The 16,834-nt window shown below is 38.3% G+C and carries 18 protein-coding genes; 7 read left to right on the forward strand and 11 right to left on the reverse strand.

What is annotated here, in order from left to right:
- Positions 1–24: 24 nt before the first annotated feature.
- From ACYQ73_RS25180 to tatC, 6 genes are all read left to right on the forward strand, one after another.
- Positions 25–1,209, forward strand: a complete 1,185-nt coding sequence (locus ACYQ73_RS25180; RefSeq protein WP_460014956.1) for an alanyl-tRNA editing protein — start codon at positions 25–27, stop codon at positions 1,207–1,209.
- Positions 1,210–1,376: 167 nt separating this feature from the next.
- Positions 1,377–1,544: a hypothetical protein gene (locus ACYQ73_RS25185; RefSeq protein WP_460014957.1), complete on the forward strand. Its 168-nt coding sequence runs from the start codon at positions 1,377–1,379 to the stop codon at positions 1,542–1,544.
- Between the two features lie 804 nt (positions 1,545–2,348).
- On the forward strand, positions 2,349–3,095 hold the full coding sequence (locus ACYQ73_RS25190) for a gluconate 2-dehydrogenase subunit 3 family protein (RefSeq protein ID WP_460014958.1): 747 nt from the start codon (positions 2,349–2,351) through the stop codon (positions 3,093–3,095).
- Between the two features lie 17 nt (positions 3,096–3,112).
- Positions 3,113–4,825 (forward strand): GMC family oxidoreductase, encoded by a 1,713-nt coding sequence (locus ACYQ73_RS25195; protein WP_460014959.1) that lies wholly within the window; start codon positions 3,113–3,115, stop codon positions 4,823–4,825.
- Positions 4,826–4,858: 33 nt separating this feature from the next.
- Positions 4,859–5,062 carry a twin-arginine translocase TatA/TatE family subunit gene (gene tatA, locus ACYQ73_RS25200; protein ID WP_370079604.1) on the forward strand — a complete coding sequence of 68 codons (204 nt, stop codon included), beginning with the start codon at positions 4,859–4,861 and terminating at the stop codon, positions 5,060–5,062.
- Positions 5,063–5,073: 11 nt separating this feature from the next.
- Positions 5,074–5,919 carry a twin-arginine translocase subunit TatC gene (gene tatC / locus ACYQ73_RS25205; RefSeq protein WP_460014960.1) on the forward strand — a complete coding sequence of 282 codons (846 nt, stop codon included), beginning with the start codon at positions 5,074–5,076 and terminating at the stop codon, positions 5,917–5,919.
- A gap of 14 nt (positions 5,920–5,933) precedes the next feature.
- On the opposite strand, the gene ACYQ73_RS25210 is transcribed toward tatC, so the two are convergent.
- Positions 5,934–6,749, reverse strand: a complete 816-nt coding sequence (locus ACYQ73_RS25210) for a metallophosphoesterase (protein ID WP_460014961.1) — start codon at positions 6,747–6,749, stop codon at positions 5,934–5,936.
- Positions 6,750–7,253: 504 nt separating this feature from the next.
- Between ACYQ73_RS25210 and ACYQ73_RS25215 the strand changes: the two genes are divergently transcribed.
- Positions 7,254–7,652, forward strand: coding sequence for a hypothetical protein (locus ACYQ73_RS25215; protein WP_460014962.1), 399 nt, complete (start codon positions 7,254–7,256; stop codon positions 7,650–7,652).
- A 174-nt stretch (positions 7,653–7,826) separates the two neighbouring features.
- Here ACYQ73_RS25215 and ACYQ73_RS25220 read toward each other — a convergent pair whose 3' ends face one another.
- The 10 genes from ACYQ73_RS25220 to ACYQ73_RS25265 all read right to left on the reverse strand — a co-directional run bounded on the left by ACYQ73_RS25220 (position 7,827) and on the right by ACYQ73_RS25265 (position 16,278).
- Entirely contained in the window at positions 7,827–8,549 is a 723-nt protein-coding gene (locus tag ACYQ73_RS25220; protein ID WP_460014963.1) for an amino acid ABC transporter ATP-binding protein, read from the reverse strand.
- Positions 8,542–9,201: an amino acid ABC transporter permease gene (locus ACYQ73_RS25225; RefSeq protein WP_460014964.1), complete on the reverse strand. Its 660-nt coding sequence runs from the start codon at positions 9,199–9,201 to the stop codon at positions 8,542–8,544. Before ACYQ73_RS25225 ends, ACYQ73_RS25220 begins: the two co-directional genes overlap by 8 nt.
- 84 nt (positions 9,202–9,285) lie before the next feature.
- Positions 9,286–10,083 (reverse strand): transporter substrate-binding domain-containing protein, encoded by a 798-nt coding sequence (locus ACYQ73_RS25230; protein WP_460014965.1) that lies wholly within the window; start codon positions 10,081–10,083, stop codon positions 9,286–9,288.
- Between the two features lie 428 nt (positions 10,084–10,511).
- Complete coding sequence (locus tag ACYQ73_RS25235; RefSeq protein ID WP_049663614.1) at positions 10,512–10,871, reverse strand: Na+/H+ antiporter subunit G; 360 nt, start codon at positions 10,869–10,871, stop codon at positions 10,512–10,514.
- Positions 10,849–11,133, reverse strand: coding sequence for a Na(+)/H(+) antiporter subunit F1 (locus ACYQ73_RS25240; RefSeq protein ID WP_049663615.1), 285 nt, complete (start codon positions 11,131–11,133; stop codon positions 10,849–10,851). The genes ACYQ73_RS25235 and ACYQ73_RS25240 overlap by 23 nt, the downstream gene beginning before the upstream one ends.
- On the reverse strand, positions 11,133–11,615 hold the full coding sequence (locus tag ACYQ73_RS25245) for a Na+/H+ antiporter subunit E (RefSeq protein WP_460014966.1): 483 nt from the start codon (positions 11,613–11,615) through the stop codon (positions 11,133–11,135). The genes ACYQ73_RS25240 and ACYQ73_RS25245 overlap by 1 nt, the downstream gene beginning before the upstream one ends.
- The gene (locus ACYQ73_RS25250; RefSeq protein ID WP_460014967.1) at positions 11,615–13,120 is read right to left on the reverse strand and encodes a Na+/H+ antiporter subunit D; all 1,506 of its coding nucleotides are present in this window, start codon (positions 13,118–13,120) and stop codon (positions 11,615–11,617) included. The genes ACYQ73_RS25245 and ACYQ73_RS25250 overlap by 1 nt, the downstream gene beginning before the upstream one ends.
- Positions 13,113–13,451, reverse strand: coding sequence for a Na(+)/H(+) antiporter subunit C (locus ACYQ73_RS25255; RefSeq protein WP_400728698.1), 339 nt, complete (start codon positions 13,449–13,451; stop codon positions 13,113–13,115). Before ACYQ73_RS25255 ends, ACYQ73_RS25250 begins: the two co-directional genes overlap by 8 nt.
- Positions 13,452–13,454: 3 nt before the next feature.
- Positions 13,455–13,877 carry a Na(+)/H(+) antiporter subunit B gene (locus ACYQ73_RS25260; RefSeq protein WP_049663623.1) on the reverse strand — a complete coding sequence of 141 codons (423 nt, stop codon included), beginning with the start codon at positions 13,875–13,877 and terminating at the stop codon, positions 13,455–13,457.
- Positions 13,864–16,278 (reverse strand): Na+/H+ antiporter subunit A, encoded by a 2,415-nt coding sequence (locus ACYQ73_RS25265; protein WP_460014968.1) that lies wholly within the window; start codon positions 16,276–16,278, stop codon positions 13,864–13,866. Before ACYQ73_RS25265 ends, ACYQ73_RS25260 begins: the two co-directional genes overlap by 14 nt.
- Positions 16,279–16,834 lie beyond the last annotated feature (556 nt).

Below are 16,834 nucleotides of genomic sequence, written 5' to 3' on the forward strand. Positions count from 1 at the left end.
CTACATAATGGAGGAGGGTTTTTCTTGAAGGAACTACTATATTATCAAGATGTTATGCTGCGTGAATTTAATGCAACAATTGTCAATAAAGGAATCGATATAAATGACCGTAACTACGTGGTGCTATCAAATACTGCATTTTATCCAACTGGAGGTGGTCAACCTCATGACACGGGTACTTTAAATGATATCGAGGTCATCGATGTTGAGAAAATTAATGATGAAATTCGTCATTATATTCAAGGCGACTCTTCAAATTTAGCTGGAAAAGTGCATGGTAAATTGAATTGGCAACGACGCTTTGATCATATGCAGCAGCATGCAGGTCAGCATATTTTAACAGCGGCTTTTGTCGAGCTTTTTGATGCACCTACCGTTAGCTTCCACTTGGGCACTGAGCAGGTCACAATTGATATTGCCGTGGATACCCTAACGGAAGAGCAGCTTGTGGCAGCGGAGGCTCGTGCCAATGAAATTATTCTAGAGAATCTTCCAATTGAAACGAAATGGATTACAGAAAAAGAACTTGAGAACTATAACCTTCGTAAAGAGGTAGCCGTCACGGGAGATATTCGACTTGTTATTATTCCTGATTTTGATTACAACGGTTGCGGTGGTACCCATCCAACATCCACAGGACAAGTAAGTGCGATAAAAATCCTTGGCACAGAAAAAATGAAGGGCAATATTCGTGTCTCCTTTGTCTGTGGTCACAGAGTTTTAGCGGAGCTTGCCATGCGAAAGAAAGTTCTAGCTGACGTTGCAAGACAATTAAGTGTACCTGAAGTTGAAGCAGCTACAGCACTTACAAAAATCTTAACAACACAGAAAAATACAGAAAAAGCACTCGTAGCAGCAAAAGAGGAGCTACTAAATTATGAAGCAAAAGCGCTAGTTTCTAGTAAAGAACGTATTATTACTGCAGCCTTTACTCAGCGTACGATGCAAGAGCTGCAAAAATTAGCTAGAACTATTGTCTCTGAGCAAACCGAAGCTATCGTATTACTCGCTTCAGAAAATGAAGAGAAGCTTCAGTTTGTCGCAGCACGTGGTGCAAAAGTTGAGAAAAGTATGAAGGATATTGCTGCAAAAGCACTGCCACTCGTTAATGGCAAAGGCGGCGGCAGTGATCAGATGGTACAAGGCGGTGGCGAGCGTATTATTTCTACCGAGCAACTATTGGAAGCTATGCAAGAAGTACTAAACTAAACTTTCCGATGATAACTTATAGCAAAGGAGCTCCCCCATTACTAGGGTAGCTCCTTTATTGTTAAAAACTATTTATGTTAATGAATATTTATTTAAATAAAGTATGACCTTCAGCAAAGTGAGGAGTTGATTTCCGTTTCGGCTGGGCGCTTTCCTGGGGGCGTGCGATGAGCCGTTTGGGCCAACAGGATGTTGGTCACGAAGGCGTTAGCACAGGTTGTGATGATTTTAGCCTTCGTTCCTCTATCGCTGATCCCCAAGGAGTCGCCCAGCCTCCACCCCAATCAACTATCTCACTTAGCGTGTATCTTTTGGCATGTCACTCTAATTTATAGTGATAAAGCGAAGCGACAGTAGTAAAAATGTCTATCTACCGAAAACGAAGTGTTAGCACACCGTAAGTGGAAAAAGTTGCTCAACTATTGCCCACAAGAAAACGATCACTTACGTTACAAAAAACATCTATACCTGTCGCTACATAAAACATCTGCTGAAAGAAGTTAAAAATCCCACAACATCTCAAGGATTTCCTCGATCATTTTGTTTTTCACCCTATGAGAATTCATTCACTTCATTTGGTTCTGGTGTTTTAGGCTTGTATTTTTGGCAAGTGCAGTCCCCCCTCTCTATCCTTTTTTAACGATTAAATTATGAAGAATTTCATTTTTCCCTATTGTCGAAAAAAGGCACTTAAATTTTATCACCTTTGATTTAATTCGACATTTATATTATGATATATTTATCAGAATATTTTGAAAAAAGAAGGTGATTTTATGAAGATTAAAATTTAGTTGTGATTTTTTGCTTAACAGTACTATTTTGCTTTCTGAAAAAGGACAAGCTTCAAACGGCAAAAAATTTAGAATTCCAAAAGACGCATTTTTTGAAGTAGGCACCTTTTGATAATTACAGTTTAGGTGACGAAGTTAGAAAAGAAATTCTAGCACTGAAATCGAGTTTCTACGAAAAGTTCCTAGTGCCTGTAGTAAAACAAGTGTTCAATACTACCTCAAATCATATTGAAATTTATTCATTGGATTAAATTATAAATTTTCCCAAAGATACCTGATTATAATTTACTTTTTTTGCTGATTATAAAAAATAGAATAGTTTCTATACATTTTGAGGGGAGGATTTCTATGAGTCCTGAAAAAGATATTTCACGTCGTAATTTTTTAAAAACAACAGGGATCGCGGCAGGTACATTAGTCGGCGGTGGATTAATTGGAGGTCTTGTAGGCTATAACATGCCTGGTAAAGGAACTGCCACGCTAGAGCATGGTCAGCATGGAACTGCTACTGAAGAGACTGGCTCGCCAAAAGCTAAAATGTTTTTTATGAATCAAAGAGATTTCAATATTTTAGCAAATGCTACTGAACGTATTTTCCCTGAGGACGATTTAGGTCCAGGGTCAAAGGGCTTAGATGTGCCTTACTTTATCGACCATCAGCTAGCAGGGCAATATGGCAGTAATTCTAAAGAATACATGCATGGACCATTCGGAGAGGGTGCTCCAACACAAGGTTATCAGAGTCGTTTAACGCGTGCGGAAATTTTTAAGCAAGGTGTCCAAAGATTAGAATCGGAAGCACAGAATCGCTATAAAAAGAGCTTCAATGATATAGATGCTAAGCAGATGGATGAAATTTTAACTGCCTTCCAGAAAGGCGATGTACAAATGAGTGGCGTCACATCTGCTTTCTTCTTTACTTTATTACGTGCAGCAACATTAGAAGGTGCTTATTCTGACCCAATATATGGTGGAAATCGAAATATGGATGGCTGGCGTATGAAAGGCTTCCCTGGTCATCAAATGGCGTATATTTCTCAAATCGAAGATCCGAAATTCCAAAAAATTGAGCCTACTTCATTAGGTAGCCACTAATATAAGGGGGTTAGAAAATGGCAAAAACATTACCAGGTGTAGACGTTGTAACAGTCGGGGTAGGTTGGACCGGCGGCATTGTCGCTGCAGAGTGCTCGAAGGCAGGCTTAAAGGTCGTTGGCTTAGAGCGTGGACAAAAGCGCGGCACAGAAGATTATATGACAATCCACGACGAGTATCGTTATGCAATTCGTTACGATATAATGCAAAATCTTTCAAAGGAAACGATAAGCTTCCGTAATAATCGCAATATGAAGGCATTGCCTATGCGTCAGCTCGGTTCCTTTTTACTTGGTGAAGGGCTTGGAGGCTCTGGTACACACTGGAACGGTATGACGTATCGCTTTTTACCTTATGACTTTCAAATTAAAACATTGACGGATAAACGTTATGGTGCGAATAAACTTGGACCTGATTATTTATTACAGGATTGGGGATTAACATACGACGAACTTGAGCCCTATTTCGACAAATTCGAAAAAACGGCAGGTATTTCCGGAGATGACAAAAATCCATTTAGCGGAAAACGTTCAAATCCTTATCCTACTGGGCCTATGAAAATGACACCAATGCTTACGCAATTTGAAACAGCTGCAAAAAAATTAAAATTATCACCTTACATGGTTCCATCTGCAAACTTATCAGAAGTTTATAAGAACCCTGACGGTGAAACGATTAATGCCTGTCAATATTGCGGCTTCTGTGAGCGCTTTGGTTGTGAATATGGCGCCAAATCATCTGCGGAGGTTACTGTTGTTCCTACTGCAGTAAAAACAGGTAACTTTGACTTACGCTATAATTCCAATGTTGTTGAAATCTTAAAGAAAGGCAATAAAGTAACTGGTGTCCGATATATCGATACGATATCTGGTGAAGAATTTATTCAACCAGCAAACACTGTTGTACTTACTAGTTATGTCTTTAATAATGCCAAACTATTGATGGTCTCTAACATTGGGGAGCGCTATGATCCAGCTACTAGAAAAGGGACACTTGGAAGAAACTATTGCTATCAAATACTACCTGGAGCAGCAGGTTTCTTCGATGAGCAGTATAACACCTTTATGGGTGCAGGTTCACTCGGCGTAAGTTTAGATGACTATAATGGTGATAATTTCGACCATAGTGACTTAGATTTTATTCACGGTGGAAATATAGCTCTAACACAAACAGGTGCGCGCCCTATCGGCTCGAACCCGACACCCCCTGATACGCCAATATGGGGATCAGAATTTAAAAAGCAATCTATTCATTACTATACTCGCTCATTCGGGATTGGTGCACAGGGTGCTTCAATGCCACATAAAGAAAATTATTTGTCTCTTGATTCTACTTATAAGGATGCTTACGGCTTACCTCTAATGCAGTTAACGTACAACTTTACGGATCAGGATCGCGCACTTCATAAATATATTTCAGCACGTGCGGCTGACATTATGAAAGAAATGGGCGCTAAAATTGTTGTCCCAAATGCCGAAATCACTGATTACAATATTGTACCTTATCAAACAACCCATAATACAGGCGGAACAGTTATGAGCCTAAAACCCGAGGATGGCGTTGTGAATAACTACCTGCAGCATTGGAATGTAGAAAATCTTTTTGCTGTGAGTGCCGGTAACTTTGCACACAATAGTGGCTATAACCCAACAGGTACTTTAGGGGCACTAGCTTACCGCTGTGCAGAGGGTGTTGTGAAATATAGCAAATCAGGTGGTTCCTTAGTTTAAAAACTAGATGTTTTATTAAAAGGAGGCAAGACTATGGGAGGTCTTGGAGCAATTGGATTACCTGGGTTAATCATCATTTTAGTAATTGTTTTAATCGTGTTTGGTCCGAAAAAATTGCCTGAAATCGGCGGCGCAGTCGGTAAAACATTTGCAGAGTTTAAAAAGTCCACGAAGGGGCTTATTGATGATGAGGATGATCCAGCGAAAAAAGAAGAAAAAAAATCTGACGTTTCGTAGGAGGTTGTCCTATGGATCCATATGAAGAAGGAAAAAGAAAATATTTAAGTCCACTTGATAAGAAAGAAGCTGAGCCTCTCACCCATGTGGAGGCTTTTGTTGAAGTTCCAGTAGAGACAATTGAACAGGATGTGGTAGCTGGTGAACCACTTTTCCCAGTTGCATCATTACTCGAACATCTTACTGAACTACGAAAACAAATTATTAAAGGGCTTTTCGTATTTATTTTATTTTTTATTATCGTATTCTCTACTATTAATATTTGGTTTCCTTATGTAACACGAGGACATTCACTAATTATTTTAGGGCCATTAGAGGTTGTTAAATTTTATATGACGATTTCCACAACACTAGCATTCGGGCTATCTATGCCGTTTTTAGTTCATTTTTTGTGGAGCTTCGTAAAGCCCGGTTTAAAAGAAGATGAAAGCCGCTTCCTCGGTCTTTATGCACCTGTCATGCTTATACTCTTTTTATTAGGCGTAGCTTTCGGTTATTTTATTGTTAATCCACTCAGCTACTCATTTTTAGTAAGTGTAGGAGCAACTAATTTTGATGTTATGGTATCCGCAAACGAATACATGCATTTTTTAGTGATGACAACTATACCACTCGGACTACTCTTTGAATTACCGATCGTAGCCCTCTTTTTATCGTCTATTGGTGTACTAACGGCTGAATCCATGAAAAAAATACGAGGCTGGTCTTATATCGGGATGGGGGTTGGTTCTGCTGTAATTACACCACCCGATTTTATTAGCCAGTTACTCGTCTTAATTCCAATGATTATTTTATATGAAATAAGTATCTATCTTGTTAAACGTATAGAGCGTAAACAAATAGAAAGCACTGCGTAGCAAAGACGCAGTGCTTATTTTTTCTTTAATTCCATGACAACAATCTCTGGTGGATTAAAAATTCGTATAGGTACTGTACTATTACCTAATCCTCGACTAACGGCCATTGTTGTTGTTCCTGACTCAAAAACGCCAGCCGTATATTTTGGGAGTATTCCCTGTCCTCGTGCGAAAAGACCACCAATACCAGGGATTCGAACTTGTCCGCCATGTGCATGTCCTGCGAATACTAAATCAATTCCAAAATCTACATACGTATTAAACACTTCTGGTCGATGTGCTAGTAAAATCGTTAATATATTCGGTGGAACATTTTTTGTTGCTATCTTCAGCATTTCTTTCGTTGTTCTACCCGATAACGGATCTTCTATGCCAACAATCGCCAAGCGCTCCCCGTCGCGCTCAATAACGGTCGATTCATTGGACAATACATGTACACCTAACGATGATAGCTCCTCATAAATTACATTCACTTTATTCGTCGCTACTTCATGGTTTCCTAATACATAATAGACATCCGCTAATTTAACTAATCCTCTAGCAGCTTGCAAGCTTCGCTCCAAATCATACCGATTACTATCAACTAAATCACCTGTAATAAAAATCAGGTCAGGATTTGTTGCTTTCACCTTTGCTATGAGCTTCTCTTGCCGTTCGCCAAAGAGAGCATCCTGTAAATCTGATATTTGTGTAATGCGTAGCCCCTCGAAGCTGGCGGGCACTTTTTCTGACTCGAATTCATACTTGCTTACAACCAGCCAGTGATTGTTTACGTACAAAAAAATGACTATAAAAACAAGAAAAAAAGCTACATATAATAATTTTTTCAATCGCAATCGCTCACCCTAGGCTACTTTTTCATCAGAGTAATTTCGCCTTGGCGTAATTGCGTCCGGATTTTGAATTGTGCCCGCACAATTCATTCCCTTAAAATCCGCGACATCCGCCGGAGGCTTTGGGCCAACAAATGTTTTCTGTGCGGAAGCGTAGTGTTAACGCAGCGGCAGCAACATGATGTTGGTCACTCAGTCATTGCCACAGGACGTGGCGCTCTTAGACTGAGTTCCTCTATTTCAGTAGGTGTTTGGATATCCACTGAAAAGGAACACATTCGCTTTCATCTCACCACCTTCAGAGGTGGGAGCTTCTAGTGAATGAAGATAAAATCTGACCCCCCTATTATAAGCATAAAACAAAGTAATTGTAAGCACATACGCATAAAATCATTAGATTGCACAAAAAGAGTAACTCTAAAGTGTTACATTTAAAGAGGTCCCTCTAAATAGAGAATACAATAAAATTTATTAAAAAATCATGAATAGGTGGTGCTTTATGTGTTAAAAAATACAACTATAGTATCTTTTGCTTTAGTACTCCTCTTTTTTTGTACTGGGTGTTCTAATAATGCCCAAAAAATTATATTGGATATTGCCGATGAAAAAGGAAATTATAAAGAACGTATAGAAATCCTAGATAAAGACCAAGTTTCAATCGTAAATAAAATTCTTAATAACGCTAAATGGGAAGAAGAAAGTGAGGCATCATTTGGGTTATTAAAGTACAGAATGTCTTTTGCTTTTATCGATTCCAATAAAGAGGTTAAGTCTTCTTACTATTTAATTTATTTATATTCAAATGAACAATTAATTTTGGTAGAGAATGATGCGAAGTTTACTAAATTATCAATAGAAGATTCTAAAAAGTTATTTGATATACTACCTAGCGAAACTTGAAGATGATCGATAAGGCGACTACGTCATACAGGCAAAAGAATACCAATTGATTAACAAACTTAGCCGTGGAAAGTTATGAAGGTCCCGAAGAGATAAACCAAGATGAATACCTCAAAAAAAAACAAAAAACGCATTTAGATCCTCCTTTCAGAAAGTCTAAATGCGTTATCTCGTTTATAATACTTTCTCTAAAAAATCTTTCGCACGCTGTGTAGATGGTGATGCAAAAAACAGTTCTGGTGGTGCGTCCTCAATTAACTTTCCGCCATCAAGGAATAGTATACGGTCAGCCACTTCACGTGCAAAGCCCATCTCATGCGTTACGATTAACATCGTCATCCCAGTATCAGCAAGATTTTTCATAACAGCTAATACCTCTTTTACCATTTCAGGGTCAAGAGCTGAAGTAGGCTCGTCAAATAAAATTACTCTTGGATCCATTGCTAGTGCTCGAGCAATAGCAACACGTTGCTTCTGTCCTCCTGATAGACGGCTCGGATATTCATTGCGCTTATCAAATAGCCCTACTTTCGTTAATAAATCTTCAGCCTTTTTGATAGCCGCTGTCTTATCCATTCCTTTTACATTAATCGGTGCGTATGTTAAATTTTCAAGTACCGTTTTATGAGGGAAAAGATGAAAATGCTGAAATACCATACCGACTTCTTCACGGATTTTCATAATGTTTGTCCCTTTGTCCGTTAGAATGTCACCCGCAATTGTAATCTTTCCGCTCGTTGGCTCTTCTAATAAATTTAAGCAGCGCAGGAATGTTGATTTACCAGACCCTGATGGACCAATAATAGCAATTACTTCTTTTTCTTTAATTTCTGTTGAAATACCCTTAAGTACTTCGTTTTGTCCATATGATTTGTGTAAATCTTCAATTTTAATCACTTCTTCTCATTCCTTTCTCAATTCGTCTACCAAGGAACGTTAATACTAGCGTCATAATGTAGTAGATTACACCCGCAAATAGTAATGGCTCAAGATAGCGATATGTTGAACCACCTACAATGTAAGCTCGGCGCATAATATCAAGTGCACTAATAACCGTCACGACAGCAGTTTCTTTATTTAATGTAATAAACTCATTTACTAAAGATGGTAAAATATTTTTTATGGCTTGTGGGATAATAATATCCTTCATCATTTTTGCATATGGAATACCAAGTGCTTGTGCCGCTTCCATCTGTCCTTTATCTACCGCATTAATACCAGCGCGAATGATTTCAGAAATATAAGCACCTGAGTTTAACCCAAATGCAATAATAGCCGTTGGAACTGGATCAATTTGAATATCTAATAATTGTGGCACTGCATAATAGATAATCATTAATTGTAGTACGAGCGGTGTACCACGAAAAATTGATGTATAAAAATCTGCAAACCAACGTAAAACACTTACTTTACCAATTTTGCATAATGCTAGTAATATACCAACTATAAAACCGATGATTGATGCACCGATTGCAATTTGAAGTGTAACACCTATCCCTTTTAATATGTAAGGGATAGAGGGAATGATTGCTGTAAAATCTAAATTCACAGTGCCCCCTCCTTTCTTGTGCTCTTTTATAAGAAATGAAAGTATAAGCGATAGCTCTATTAGAGCTATCGCAGTTCAACTTACTTATTTAACTTTTAACCATTTATCTTCTAGCTCTTTAATTTTGCCTTCAGCAGCTAATTCTTTTAATGCTTTGTTAATTTTATCTTTAAGATCGCTACCTTTTGGAACAGCGATTGCTTTGAAATCTTCAGGTTGCTCTTTAACAGGGAATGCCTCTAGTTTATCGTTCGTATCAAGATAGCCTTTTGCTACACCACTTTCTACAATCCCAGCATCTAAACGTTTAGACATCATATCTTGGATAATTTCGGGAATTCGAGTACGTCCTTCAACTGTTGCATCTACTTCTTTAGCAATTTTGTTACCTAATTTTTCTTGGATAGAAGCGTTTTGAACACCTATTTTTTTACCAGCTAAATCAGCCTCTTTTTTAATTCCACTATCCTTTTTCACAATAAACACTTGCTCTGTTTGATTGTATTTATCAGAGAAATCTACAACTTTTTCACGTTCTTTATCAGGTGACATACCAGAAATAACAACATCCACTTTACCTGCTTGTAGAGCTGGCACTAGACTATTGAAATCGATATCTTGAACTTGCATTTCTGCACCAATCTTGTCTCCAACTAATTTAATTAAATCAATATCAAAACCAATAATATCTTCACCCTTTGCAGCGTCAACATACTCAAATGGTGCATAATCAGATGAAGTACCTACTTTTAAAACTTGCTTTTCTTCTGTGCCTTCGCTTGCGTTTGATTTTTTATCGCTCGCCTTATCATCTTTTGCGCCACATGCTGCTAATACGCCAATTACTAGAACAAGCATTAGCATGAAAATTTTGTTTTTCATATTCACGATCCCCTTTTTTTATGTTTTATTGTCTATAAAAATCTACGTTCTTGAAAATAATCAAATGGATATTTATTCACTTTAGAGAATAAAAAATCTATCTGCTAATAAGATATACCCTTTTGAAGTAATAATCAAGCAAAACTAAAAATTTTCCGATAAAACATTATACATTTAATTTTCTGATAAATCAATCTACTTAGATTTCCCTATAAAAAATAGGCTCATCACCATAACGTATGGTTGATTTCCGTTCCGGCTGAGCCCTTTCCTTGGGGCGTCCTACGAGCCATGAGGAGTCGCTGAGCCTCTACTCCAATCAACTTATACATGGCTTACCAAATGCAATCTCTAACTTTTGGTGATGAACATGTTTAAGCAGTTTTATTCAACAAAAGACCCCCAAAAATGGAGGTCAACCACTTATTTTATTTTTCATCTGCAAATAGCTTTTCCTTCAACTCATCCTCCCCAGACCCTTCTGCTAAAGGTACACGAGAGCGATACGCTGCACGACATATTAAATGCCCTGCTACAGGAGCTGTTACGAAAACGAAGATAATTCCTAAAATTAAACGTACACTCACATATCCATCATGCACCCAAAAGTAAATAAATGCGCCTAATAGACATGTTAAGACCGACAAAGTTGAACTTTTCGTTGCAGCATGTGAGCGTGTGTATACGTCCGGTAAACGAATCATCCCTAATGCACTAATAACACTTACAATGGAGCCAATCAATATAAGGATGACTGCCGCCCATTCAATCATTTGATTTACGTTCAACAATCACACCTCTTTCAATATATTTCGTAAACGCAATCGTGCCGATAAAAGCTAAAATCCCCAATATTAAAATAGCTTCTAAATACGCCTTTGTTTTCAAAATAATTGAGACGATAGCGATTGCTGAAAGTAAATTAACGCCTATTGTATCAAGTGCTATGGCACGATCGGGCAACGAAGGACCTCGAATCACACGAAACAGCGACAACGCAATCGATACACTGAATAACGCAAGAGCCAATAGTAAAATTTTTTCAGTCATTAACGTGTCACCTCCATGATTGCTTGTTCAAATTTCCCTATTGAACGAATGACAGCTTCTTTTGATTGTTCAATGTCCATTGCATGAATATAAAACATATCTCCCTCTTCAGAAACTTCCATCACTACTGAGCCGGGAGTAAGAGTGAGCAACAACGCCAGTGCTGTTATTTCCCAATCTCCTTTAAGCGCTGTTTTATACGTAAATATACCAGGCGTAATATTGAGCTTCGGCGTAGTAATTTGTCTTATTACGCTATAACTCGATAATAGTAGCTCCCAATTAAAGAGCCATAATAATTTAATGATTGAAAACACACGTCGTAAATAAAATTGCGTGCCATAAAAGCGATGCATAGCATATAAAATCCCTATTCCGACGATAAACCCCATTAAAAATGTCGAAAACTGTGGGATCACTTCATCCTGTAACAAGAGCCAAAGTGCTGCGATAAATAAATTTAAGATAAATTGCATCGCCATTATTTATTCACCTCACCTTGCCATGTTGTGCCATCTAGCACTGCATCAATATAGATGGATGGTGTGTAGAGCGTTTTTGCTGCATCTGTTACATACGGAGCCATCCATTCAGCTCCAATTCCTAAACCAATTGTACAAGCTGCCAATAATGTTAATGGCAAGACCATACGCCTTGGTAACGGCTTTTCATCCTCTAGACTAATAATGGTTTCGCCAAAGAATGAGGAGAGAAATATTCGTAATAGTGAATACAAAACAATTAAACTAGATAAAAATCCTAATCCTAGTAGAACAAAATTTTCGCCCTCAATAGCACCTTGTCCTATTAAAACCTTCCCTAAAAAGCCACTTAATGGTGGGATTCCAGCAAGGGAACACATGACAATAAAGAATAACCAGCCAAAAAGAGGGTAATTTCGAATAAGCCCACTCATTTTATCAATAACCGTTTCGCCCGTAACATACATCATCATTCCGACTGCTAAAAACAGCATGGCCTTAGCTACCATATCATGCATTAAATAGTATGTTACGCCCTGTAAAGCAGATTCCGTACCGATCGCTAGACCAGCTACTATAAAGCCAACACCAATCAGGACATTATAAGAGGCAATTGTTCTTACATCTCGCCCTGCTAATGCTCCCATACATCCAGCAATAATCGTAACTCCCGCCATAATTCCTAGCACCATATGAGTCACTTCAGTATTAGTTGGGAAAAGTAATGTAAAGGTGCGGACGAGCGCATAAATTCCAACCTTCGTTAATAATGCTGCAAAAAGTGCGGCTATAGCTGTTGGAGGTGCACTGTATGAGCCTGGAAGCCAGAAGAATAATAATAGACCTGCCTTCAAGCTAAAGACAATTAAGAAAATAAGAGCCACAGTCGTTATTAGTGGGTCAGCTCCTGCCTCCATAACACGGACAGAAATATGTGCCATATTCAACGTTCCAACGGTTCCATATAAAAAAGCTAATGCCACTAGGAAAATCCAAGATGCAACAATATTGATCAGCACATATTTTAACGCCTCGCGCAGTTGAACTTTATCGCCACCTAAACTAATAAGTGCATAAGAAGCAAGTAACATAACCTCAAAGCACACAAACAAGTTAAAAATATCCCCTGTTAGAAACGAGCCGTTAACTCCCGCTACCATAAGTAGGACAAACGGGTAAAAATACATCTTTTCAAAGCTCTTACCGATTGTAAAAATGGCATACAACAAACAAATGGCTGCCACTATATTCGCTACTAATACAAGAAGCATCGCGAATGAATCAGCAACAAATAAAATGCCAAATGGTGGTGCCCAGCCACTAAAATCAATACGCATCACACCTTGTTTTTGAATCTCTAGTAATAAAATGACACTAATAAAAACAACAAAGCTTAATGTCAGTAAACTAATGAAGCGCTGCAAAAAAACATTTTCACGTAAAAACACAAGTAAAATCGCCGTTATAACCGGCACAATTAATGGTAAAACAATCATATTACTCATCCGGCGTACCTCTCAATTCATCAAAATTCGCCGAACCGTTCGTTTTATAGGCTCGGTAACCGAGAACAAGTACGAACGCCGTTACTGCAAAGCTAATTACGATCGCAGTTAAAATTAATGCTTGCGGCAAAGCATCTGTATAAGGACCTTCCGATTCTTCTAAGAGTGGTACATCCCCCTTTTTCAGTCCACCCATCGTTAAAATCAGTAAATGTGCCGCATGCGATAAGACCGCAGTTCCTAAAATCACACGTAGTAACTGTTTCGAGAGGATTAAGTACGTCGCAACAGCTACTAATACACCAACTAACACTAGTATTAAAGACTCCATTGGCTACTCATCCTCACTTATACTTAAAATAATTGTGACTACAACACCTACTACCGTTAAAGCTACGCCAGCCTCGAAAATGGTTACCGTCGAAAAACCCATTTTCCCGAATATCGGTACATTTATATAACTATGTGTCTGCGTTAAAAACGGAACATCAAAAAATAGTGAGCCGATTGCTGTGCCTGTTGCAAGTAATACGCCAAGCGCTGCAACTTTTTTAAAATCAAATGGCATTCCTTTGTGCACCGTTTCAATGTCATACGCTAAATATAGTAGAACAATGCCAGAAGCCAGCACGAGACCACCTATAAAACCTCCGCCTGGAGCATGATGCCCTGCAAAGAATAAATAAATGCCAAGGGTTAAAATAATGAATACGACTGTCTTTGTGATAGTACGTAAAATGACGTCATTGATTTTCATGATCCGTTTCCTCCTTTCGTGGCTTTAGCTTCGTTAATGTATACACTCCTAAGCCAGCAATCAGAAGAACGACCACTTCTAGCATCGTATCAAATGCACGGAAATCGCCTAATATTGTGTTGACAATATTTGAACCACCCGCCAGTTCATAGGAATCATTGAAGTAAGTAGCCACTGGCTCAAAGCGATCAAAATGGACAACCGCTAAGCCTATTAATGTAACTGTGGCGCCAACGAAAATGGATATAATCACCTTCGACCATTGCGTTTTTTTGCGAGAGGCTTCCGGCATTAAATCCGGTAAATATTTAAAGCATAGAAGGAATAATGCAGTTGTCACAGATTCAACAACTAATTGGGTTAATGCTAAATCAGGAGCACGGAAAATAACAAAGAAAAATGCGATTGAATAGCCGAGTACGCCATTTAATAACATGGCTGTTACGCGCCCTTTAGCAAAAATCATCCATACTGCCGCGAACATCATGACAAACACTAAAATGAGCTCATAAGTCTCAATTGTGGAATCCTTCGCAAAATTAAATGCAATAGCATCTGACCAAATAAAGTATCCGGCAATTAACGCAACAAAACATACATAGATATAGACAAAATAATGCGTTAAATTACCTGTCATATAGCGATTAGTAAGCTTTGTAGAGCTATTTTCACTAAACTCAATCATTCGATTGTAATACGTATTGAATGTATGTCTTTGCGGGAATATCCGATACAAAGGCTTCCAGCTTTTTAACGTTTTAAATAAGATGATCCCAATAATAATTACACCAAGAGTCATTAACATTTCTGCATTAAAGCCATGCCAGGCATGAATATGTGGTGTTAATTCACTAGTTGATGGGAATGTTGGATAAATACTTGCCATAGCAGGCTCTAAAATATAATGCCCTAGTACGTTTGGGAAGAAGAAAATCCCAACTACAAAAAGGCACAGAATGATTGGCGAAAATAGCATACCTAATGGAGCTTCATGCGGTTTTTTATCCAACTTCTCTAGCTGTAGTTTTCCGAAAAACGTTCGACTGATCAAAATCATACAGTAAACAAATGTAAAGATACTCGCCACCCATGCCACTATTGGAAAGAGTAATCCCAAATCAGCAATTGAAAATGCCTTTACATCGCGAATAGCTAGTACTGCGGCGAAAAACATTTCTTTACTTAAGAAGCCATTAAACGGAGGTAAACCGGCCATAGAAAATCCACCAATGACTGCAATTGTGAAAGTTATCGGCATTAAGGCCATTAGCCCTCCGAGACGGCGAATATCGCGTGTGCCTGCCTCATGATCGACAATACCGACCATCATGAATAGTGCACCTTTAAACGTGGAGTGATTAATAAGATGGAACAACGCTGCAAAACTTGCCTGCGTATAAAGAACAGTATCTGCAGCATAACCGTAATAATGGCCTACTGATCCTAGCCCAAATAAACTCATAATCAATCCGAGCTGACTAATCGTTGAAAAGGCCAGTAATGCCTTTAAATCGGTCTGACGCACAGCATTAAATGAACCCCAGAACAACGTTACAAGACCAATCACACTTACTAGCCAGAACCAAACAGCCTCTCCTCCAAATACTGGAGAAAAACGTGCAACTAAATATATACCGGCCTTTACCATCGTTGCCGAGTGTAAATAAGCACTAACTGGTGTTGGCGCCTCCATCGCATCTGGCAACCAAATATGGAAAGGAAACTGTGCAGATTTTGTAAATGCACCGATTAGAATAAGGATTAACGCTGGGATAAACAGTGTATGATCTCGTATAATGCCCACATTGGCTACGATTTCGCGGATACTAAATGTACCCGAAGCTACATAGAGCATCAAAAAGCCTGCTAACATTGAAAGGCCACCAAAAACGGTAATTGTCATAGCTTTCCTTGCACCAGCACGAGATGCTTTTCGATGATGCCAAAATGCAATTAACAGGAACGATGACACACTTGTTAACTCCCAAAATGTGTATAAGACCATTAAATTATCTGAAAAGACGACGCCAAGCATAGCGCCCATGAATAGTAATAAATAGCAGTAAAAATGGTGAAGAGATTCTTTCGTTGATAAATAAAAAATAGAATATAAAATGACTAAACTACCTACACCCGTAATCAGCAAGCCAAAAATCATACTGAGTCCGTCGAGATAAGTTGTGAAATTTATATTAAAAGAGGGAATCCACTCATATGTATGAATAAACGTTTTACCCTCGGCAATTTGAGGAATGTAGCGCGCGAGTAAAAGAAACAAGATGAATGGAACGGATAAAACAAACCAGCCAAGATGTGCAACACGCCTTAGTCGCCTATAAAGTAGTGGAATAAGTGCAGCACAGACAATTGGTAAAAGAATCGCAAAGAGAACTATAACCAAGTGAAAACCTCCTACTAACAATTTCGTTCAGCAACTGTTTGATATGATGCGAAAAACTGTGTATATGAGAAAATAACCGATAATAAAGTATTCCCAAATCTACTGAAGTTACTACTGTTTTATACTTTGCTTCACGCACAAAAATCTATAACAATTGCTGGAGATCATTTAAAAATGAATAAAGCTAACTAACATATTAGAAATTCTCTTGAAATTTGATTCATGTAATAAAGTGTGTACTCCTTGAATCGGAAAGTAAGTGGTATGTGTTGAAGTGTCATCTATGATTTAATGATAAAGATCTAGTTCATTCAACATTCAGCACATATTTTATGCAGGGAGAAGCTTTTGATGATTACACTGCATAAAACCAGGGGAATTTTTCAGGTTTACTGAGAAGCCTGAATAACCAATAGCGTATTGCCTTAAAGCCTTTAGAAAATGGCGTGACTTTTGGAGAGATAATAGGTACACACTATCCATGTCACTATGGCGTACCAAGTCACTTGACTAACCATTTAACTAACTGCATAATAGTGTGGCATATAGAAGCAAT

Source organism: Lysinibacillus sp. CTST325, from assembly GCF_054665055.1.

Excerpts from the sequence above, each read along its gene's own strand:
- ACYQ73_RS25240 (WP_049663615.1), bottom strand. The coding sequence starts at position 11,133 with ATGACTGAAAAAATTTTACTATTGGCTCTTGCGTTATTCAGTGTATCG.
- ACYQ73_RS25255 (WP_400728698.1), bottom strand. The coding sequence starts at position 13,451 with ATGGAGTCTTTAATACTAGTGTTAGTTGGTGTATTAGTAGCTGTTGCG.
- ACYQ73_RS25185 (WP_460014957.1), top strand. The coding sequence starts at position 1,377 with ATGAGCCGTTTGGGCCAACAGGATGTTGGTCACGAAGGCGTTAGCACA.
- tatC (WP_460014960.1), top strand. The coding sequence starts at position 5,074 with ATGGATCCATATGAAGAAGGAAAAAGAAAATATTTAAGTCCACTTGAT.
- tatA (WP_370079604.1), top strand. The coding sequence starts at position 4,859 with ATGGGAGGTCTTGGAGCAATTGGATTACCTGGGTTAATCATCATTTTA.
- ACYQ73_RS25260 (WP_049663623.1), bottom strand. The coding sequence starts at position 13,877 with ATGAAAATCAATGACGTCATTTTACGTACTATCACAAAGACAGTCGTA.
- ACYQ73_RS25250 (WP_460014967.1), bottom strand. The coding sequence starts at position 13,120 with ATGAGTAATATGATTGTTTTACCATTAATTGTGCCGGTTATAACGGCG.
- ACYQ73_RS25190 (WP_460014958.1), top strand. The coding sequence starts at position 2,349 with ATGAGTCCTGAAAAAGATATTTCACGTCGTAATTTTTTAAAAACAACA.
- ACYQ73_RS25230 (WP_460014965.1), bottom strand. The coding sequence starts at position 10,083 with ATGAAAAACAAAATTTTCATGCTAATGCTTGTTCTAGTAATTGGCGTA.
- ACYQ73_RS25245 (WP_460014966.1), bottom strand. The coding sequence starts at position 11,615 with ATGGCGATGCAATTTATCTTAAATTTATTTATCGCAGCACTTTGGCTC.
- ACYQ73_RS25195 (WP_460014959.1), top strand. The coding sequence starts at position 3,113 with ATGGCAAAAACATTACCAGGTGTAGACGTTGTAACAGTCGGGGTAGGT.